Source organism: Aeromicrobium sp. (assembly GCF_036676885.1).
GTDB lineage: Bacteria > Actinomycetota > Actinomycetes > Propionibacteriales > Nocardioidaceae > Aeromicrobium.
In genome coordinates this window covers 1-5,341 of record NZ_JAKFCB010000255.1, presented here as the reverse complement: position 1 = coordinate 5,341, position 5,341 = coordinate 1, and the positions used below count along the sequence as shown (strand labels likewise).

The window sequence follows — 5,341 nt, the reverse complement described above, 5'->3', positions numbered from 1 at the left end:
CCGCGCATCTTGGCCTCGGGCGTCTGCGAGAACAGCTTGCGGACGTGGTCGAAGACTCCGGTGTAGGTCGCCGGGTTGGACCGCGGCGTGCGGCCGATCGGCGACTGGTCGACGTGGATGACCTTGTCGACCTCCTCGGTCCCGGTGATCGTGCGGTGCCGGCCGGGGATCGTGCGGGCGCCGTAGACCGTACGGGCGAGCTGCGTGTAGAGGATGTCGTTGACCAGCGTCGACTTGCCGGAGCCGGACACGCCGGTGACCGCGACGAACATGCCGAGCGGGAACGTCACGTCGATGTCGCGGAGGTTGTGCTCCTTGGCGCCGTGCACCGTGAGCTCGCGCCCGGGGATGCGCGGGCGACGGGACTCCGGCAGCGGGATCGACTTGCGGCCGGAGAGGTATTGGCCGGTCAGCGAGTCCTTGCTGGCATAGAGCTCGTCGACGGGGCCGGAGACGATGACCTGTCCCCCGTGCTCGCCGGCACCGGGACCGATGTCGACGGCCCAGTCGGCGGCGCGGATCGTGTCTTCGTCGTGCTCGACGACGATCAGCGTGTTGCCAAGGTCGCGCAGGCGCAGGAGAGTCTCGATGAGCCGGTGGTTGTCACGCTGGTGCAGGCCGATCGACGGCTCGTCGAGGACGTAGAGCACGCCGACGAGTCCGGCGCCGATCTGGGTCGCCAGACGGATGCGCTGGGCTTCGCCGCCGGACAGCGAGCCGGCCGCCCGGTCGAGCGCGAGGTAGTCGAGGCCGACGTCGAGCAGGAAGCGCAGCCGCTCGTTGATCTCCTTGAGCACGCGTTCGCCGATCTGGCGCTCGCGGTCGCTCATCTCGAGCGTCTGGAGGTATTCGGAGGCCTCGCTGATCGACAGCGCGCAGACCTCGGCGATGTTCTTGGGGCCGAACTTCTCGGACTCGAGCGTCACGGCCAGGATCACGGGCTTGAGGCGGGTGCCGTTGCAGACCCGGCACGGGACCTCGCGCATGAAGCCCTCGAGGCGTTCACGGTTGGTCTCGGAGTCGGTCTCCTCGTGGCGGCGCTCGAGGTAGGTGATCGCGCCTTCGAACTCGGTGTAGTAGGACCGCTCGCGGCCGTAACGGTTCTTGTAGCGCACGTGGACCTTGGTGGGGTGGCCACGCAGGATCGCCTCGCGTACCTGTTCGGGCAGGTCACCCCATGGTGTGTCGGCGCTGAAGCCCATCTCGTCGGCCAGTGCGCCGATCAGCCGGGAGAAGTAGTCGGCGACGTGCGCGGACGACCACGGCGCGACGGCACCCTCGTTGAGCGACTTGGCATCGTCGGGCACCACGAGCTCGGGGTCGACCTCCATGCGGGTGCCGATGCCGTGGCACTCGGGGCAGGCGCCGAACGGTGCGTTGAACGAGAACGAGCGCGGCTCGAGCTCGTCGACCTCGAGCGGGTGGTCGTTGGGGCAGGCGAGCTTCTCGGAGAACCGGCGGGTGCGGTGCGCGTCGTCCTCGGGCAGGTCGACGAAGTCGATGATGACGAGGCCGTCGGCGAGCCCGAGCGCGGTCTCGACCGACTCGGTCAGGCGCTGCTTCTGGTTGCCCTTGACCTGCAACCGGTCGACGACGACGTCGATCGTGTGCTTCTTCTGCTTCTCCAGCTTGGGCGGCTCGTCGGCGAGCATGTGGGTCTCGCCGTCGACGATCGTGCGGCTGAAACCCTGGGACTGCAGCTGGCGGAACAGCTCGCCGTACTCGCCCTTGCGCCCGCGGATGATCGGTGCGAGCACCTGGAAACGGGTGCCCTCGTCGCCGGCCATGATGCGGTCGACGATCTGCTGCGGTGTCTGGCGGGCGATCGCCTCGCCGCACACGGGGCAGTGCGGCCGTCCGGCGCGGGCATAGAGCAGGCGGAGGTAGTCGTAGACCTCGGTGATCGTGCCGACGGTCGAGCGGGGGTTGCGCGAGGTCGACTTCTGGTCGATCGAGACGGCCGGCGACAGACCCTCGATGAAGTCGACGTCGGGCTTGTCCATCTGACCGAGGAACTGCCGGGCGTACGCCGACAGGGACTCGACGTAGCGGCGCTGGCCCTCGGCGAAGATCGTGTCGAACGCCAAGGACGACTTGCCCGATCCCGAGAGGCCCGTGAACACGATCAGCGAGTCTCGTGGGAGGTCGAGTGAGACGTCCTTGAGATTGTGCTCTCGTGCGCCGCGGATGACGAGGCGGTCGGTCACTGGCTCCCCTGAGATGATTGGTGGTTGCGGGCTGAATCGTGGCCCACCCCATTGTATGGAGCGGGTCCGACAGAAACCTGCTGAGCGACCGTACGCTCCCTCACAGCCTCCGCTGCCCGACGCCGGTGTGGGGCGGTGACTTGGCGTCCAGGGCTATGGACGCTAGGTCACCGCTGACCGACAGGCGGTGACTTGGCGTCCACTTCGTCGTGCGGCCTGGACGCTGGGTCACCGCTCGGCGGGCCTCTGGCAGGCTGGGCGCATGACGTACACGGGAGAGGTCGAGGTCGGCGGTCCGGCGGACGTGCAGGTGGCCGGCGACCTGATGATCACCAAGGTCGCGGTCGGCGAGATGAACAACAACGCCTACCTGCTGCGCTGCGTCCTCACCGGCGAGCAGGTCCTGATCGACGCGGCCAACGACCACGAGACGCTGCTCGGCCTGATCGGCACCGGCGGCCTGGCCCGGGTCATCACGACCCACCGGCACGGTGACCACTGGCAGGCCCTCGCCACGGTCGTCGAGCGAACGGGTGCCGAGACCGTCGCCGGCGAGGACGACGCCGACGAGCTCCCGGTGCCGGTCACGACCCGCGTACGTACGGGGGCCCGGGTGCGCGTCGGCTCCTGCGAGCTCGAGGTCATCGAGGTCGTCGGCCACACGCCGGGCTCGATCGTGCTGGCGTACGACGACCCCGACGGCATCGTGCACCTGTTCACCGGCGACTCGCTCTTCCCCGGCGGCGTCGGCAAGACCTGGTCGCCGGAGGACTTCGCCACGCTGATCGACGACGTGGAGGCCAAGATCTTCGCCCGGTTCGACGACGACACGCGGGTCTACCCGGGCCACGGCAACGACACGACCCTCGGTGCCGAGCGTCCGCATCTCGCCGAGTGGCGGGCACGCGGATGGTGACCAGTCCCGATACCCGCATCGAACCACCCACCACCGGCGACGAGCGGACCATCCTCACCACGATGCTGGACTGGCACCGGGCGACGCTCCACCTGAAGTGCTCCGGGCTCTCCGACGAGCAGCTGCGCCATCACGCGGTGCCGTCCTCCGACGTGACGCTGCTCGGGCTCCTGCGACACCTCGCCGGGGTCGAGCGCTGGTGGTTCCAGGTGGTCATCGCCGGAGAAGACGCCCCTGCGCCGTACGACACCGACGGGTTCACCAAGCTCGAGGAGTCGACCGGCGATCAGGCCCGCACCGTGCTCGACGAGCACATCGGCCTCTCACGCGACATCACGGCAGCGCGGTCGCTCGATGAGGTGGGGAAGCATCCGCGGAGCGGCGAGCCGTTCACCCTGCGCTGGGTCCTTGTCCACATGATCGAGGAGTACTCCCGCCACAACGGTCATGCGGATCTGATCCGCGAGGCGATCGACGGCGAGACCGGCGAGTAGACCGACATCAACTGACACGGGTGGCGGTCACCAACGCCGCGATCGTGCGAGGAGCACACGGCGCAAGCTCCCGATCACAGGTCGTCGTGGTGGCCGTAGCTCTCGAACGCTGCCTGGGCGAACGCGAGCAACAGGCCGGTCACCGCAGACAGGATCGCGATCGCGAGTGCGACGTAGCCCCAGGGCTCGCGGTCGACCTCGTCGGCTCGAGCGAACGCCACGATCGTCGCGGAACCGGCTGCGACGAACACAAGGAGAGCAGTCCACATGGCCCACCGCCGGTGGTGCTCATGGAGTGTCACAGTCCTGCGCCTGCGCGCCATACCTTCATCGTGCGCTCGGCGGGAGACCCGTGCAACAGGTACGAGCTATTCGTCGCGGGGCAGTGACACGTACACCGCGTTGACCGCGACGGCCTGCTCGAGCTCGGTCGAGAGCCCCGCGAAGAACTGCGAGCGGTACGTCTCGTCGGTGACCGCGTAGACGGTGAAGTAGAGACCGGCGAACGAGGCGAGGAACACGGCGACCTGGAACAGCTCGTTGGTCAGCGGCAGGTGCTTGCCGAGCGATGAGGGCAGGTCGTGGACCGTCGCCTGCTGGGTCCACGAGATGATCGTGTCGTCAGGGATCGTGAGGCGACCGAACACCACGAAGAACGCGAACAGGCCGAAGCTCAGCAGCAGCACCTGGATCGCCTGGTTGAACAGCAGGACGAGCACCAGGTTGGCCCGGGCGAACCGGGGCAGGTCGGCCGGCGCTGCCGTGATCTGCCGGGCCGCCTCTGCCGCCGGTGTCCCGACGCAGCAGTCGGCCAGCCGTTCGCCGGCGACCTCGCGCTCGACCCTGCGCACCTCTTCGGGCAGGCGTACGAGCAGGAACGCCGTCGCGATCACCGCGAAGAAGGCGACCGCCGACCAGAGCACGTTGCGCGACATCAGCGCCGCGACCTGCCACACCTCGGCGTTGATGAACAGGAACGTCACGGCGAGCAGCAGCAGCGGCAGGGCACGCGTCAGCAAGGGGAACATCAGGCCCAGCGACCCGAACGTACGACGCACGGCCCAGCGCAGCATCGTGCCCATGCGCAGCAGGCGTCCCGCGAAGAGGCCGAGCAGCCCCAGGAGGGTGGCGACGCCGGTGAAGATGCCCCATGCGCGGCCTTCGTCGACGAAGATGCCCACGCTGATGCCCCCGGCAATGGCGACCGCGGCGATCAGCACGATGACGGCGGTGATGCGCTTCCTCGACAGCCACCGCTCGACCCGGTCGGCGTGATCGCCGGAAAAGTACGGCAGACCGTGGTCGTCGAACCAGTCCTCGATCTCCGAGGCCGTACGCGCGTGGGAGGTGGGCACGTCAGAAGGTGACGGGTAGCTCGTCGACGCCGTAGACGAAGGACAGCTGCCGGAAGCTCAGCTCCTCCTGGGGCTTCGCCAGCGCGAGATCGGGGAACCGCTGGAACAGTCGCGGCAGCGCGATGCGCAGCTCCATGCGGGCGAGCTCCGCGCCGATGCAGCGGTGGATGCCGTGGCCGAAGGCCAGGTGCCCGCTCGCGGGGATGCGGTGGGGGTCGAACTCGTCGGGCCGCTCCCCCGCCGAGCCCGGATCGCGGTTGGCGCCACTCAGCGAGGCCAGGACGACGTCGCCGGCCCTGAGCTGCTGGCCGAACAGCATCATGTCCTGCTTGGCGAACCGCGGGAACGCGACCTGCACGACCGACAGGT

6 protein-coding genes are annotated in these 5,341 nt (G+C 68.6%); 2 read left to right on the top strand and 4 right to left on the bottom strand.

The features are described 5' to 3' along the window. On the bottom strand, positions 1-2,207 hold a 2,207-nt coding region (gene uvrA, locus V6M46_RS11440), incomplete at its 3' end, for an excinuclease ABC subunit UvrA (RefSeq protein WP_332665029.1). Positions 2,208-2,469: 262 nt separating this feature from the next. Between uvrA and V6M46_RS11435 the strand changes: the two genes are divergently transcribed. Together V6M46_RS11435 and V6M46_RS11430 are read left to right on the top strand one after the other, a co-directional pair. Continuing rightward, on the top strand, positions 2,470-3,123 hold the full coding sequence (locus V6M46_RS11435; protein WP_332665026.1) for an MBL fold metallo-hydrolase: 654 nt from the start codon (positions 2,470-2,472) through the stop codon (positions 3,121-3,123). Next, the gene (locus V6M46_RS11430) at positions 3,120-3,617 is read left to right on the top strand and encodes a DinB family protein (protein WP_332665022.1); all 498 of its coding nucleotides are present in this window, start codon (positions 3,120-3,122) and stop codon (positions 3,615-3,617) included. The genes V6M46_RS11435 and V6M46_RS11430 overlap by 4 nt, the downstream gene beginning before the upstream one ends. Positions 3,618-3,691: 74 nt before the next feature. Here V6M46_RS11430 and V6M46_RS11425 read toward each other — a convergent pair whose 3' ends face one another. The 3 genes from V6M46_RS11425 to V6M46_RS11415 form a co-directional block, all read right to left on the bottom strand. Beyond that, entirely contained in the window at positions 3,692-3,886 is a 195-nt protein-coding gene (locus V6M46_RS11425) for a hypothetical protein (RefSeq protein WP_332665019.1), read from the bottom strand. Positions 3,887-3,985: 99 nt separating this feature from the next. Continuing rightward, positions 3,986-4,972 (bottom strand): hypothetical protein, encoded by a 987-nt coding sequence (locus tag V6M46_RS11420; protein WP_332665017.1) that lies wholly within the window; start codon positions 4,970-4,972, stop codon positions 3,986-3,988. A 1-nt stretch (position 4,973) separates the two neighbouring features. Then, positions 4,974-5,341 (bottom strand): cytochrome P450 (locus tag V6M46_RS11415; protein WP_332665014.1); only part of this gene is annotated, 368 nt, incomplete at its 5' end.

Excerpts from the sequence above, each read along its gene's own strand:
- V6M46_RS11435 (WP_332665026.1), top strand. The coding sequence starts at position 2,470 with ATGACGTACACGGGAGAGGTCGAGGTCGGCGGTCCGGCGGACGTGCAG.
- V6M46_RS11425 (WP_332665019.1), bottom strand. The coding sequence starts at position 3,886 with ATGTGGACTGCTCTCCTTGTGTTCGTCGCAGCCGGTTCCGCGACGATC.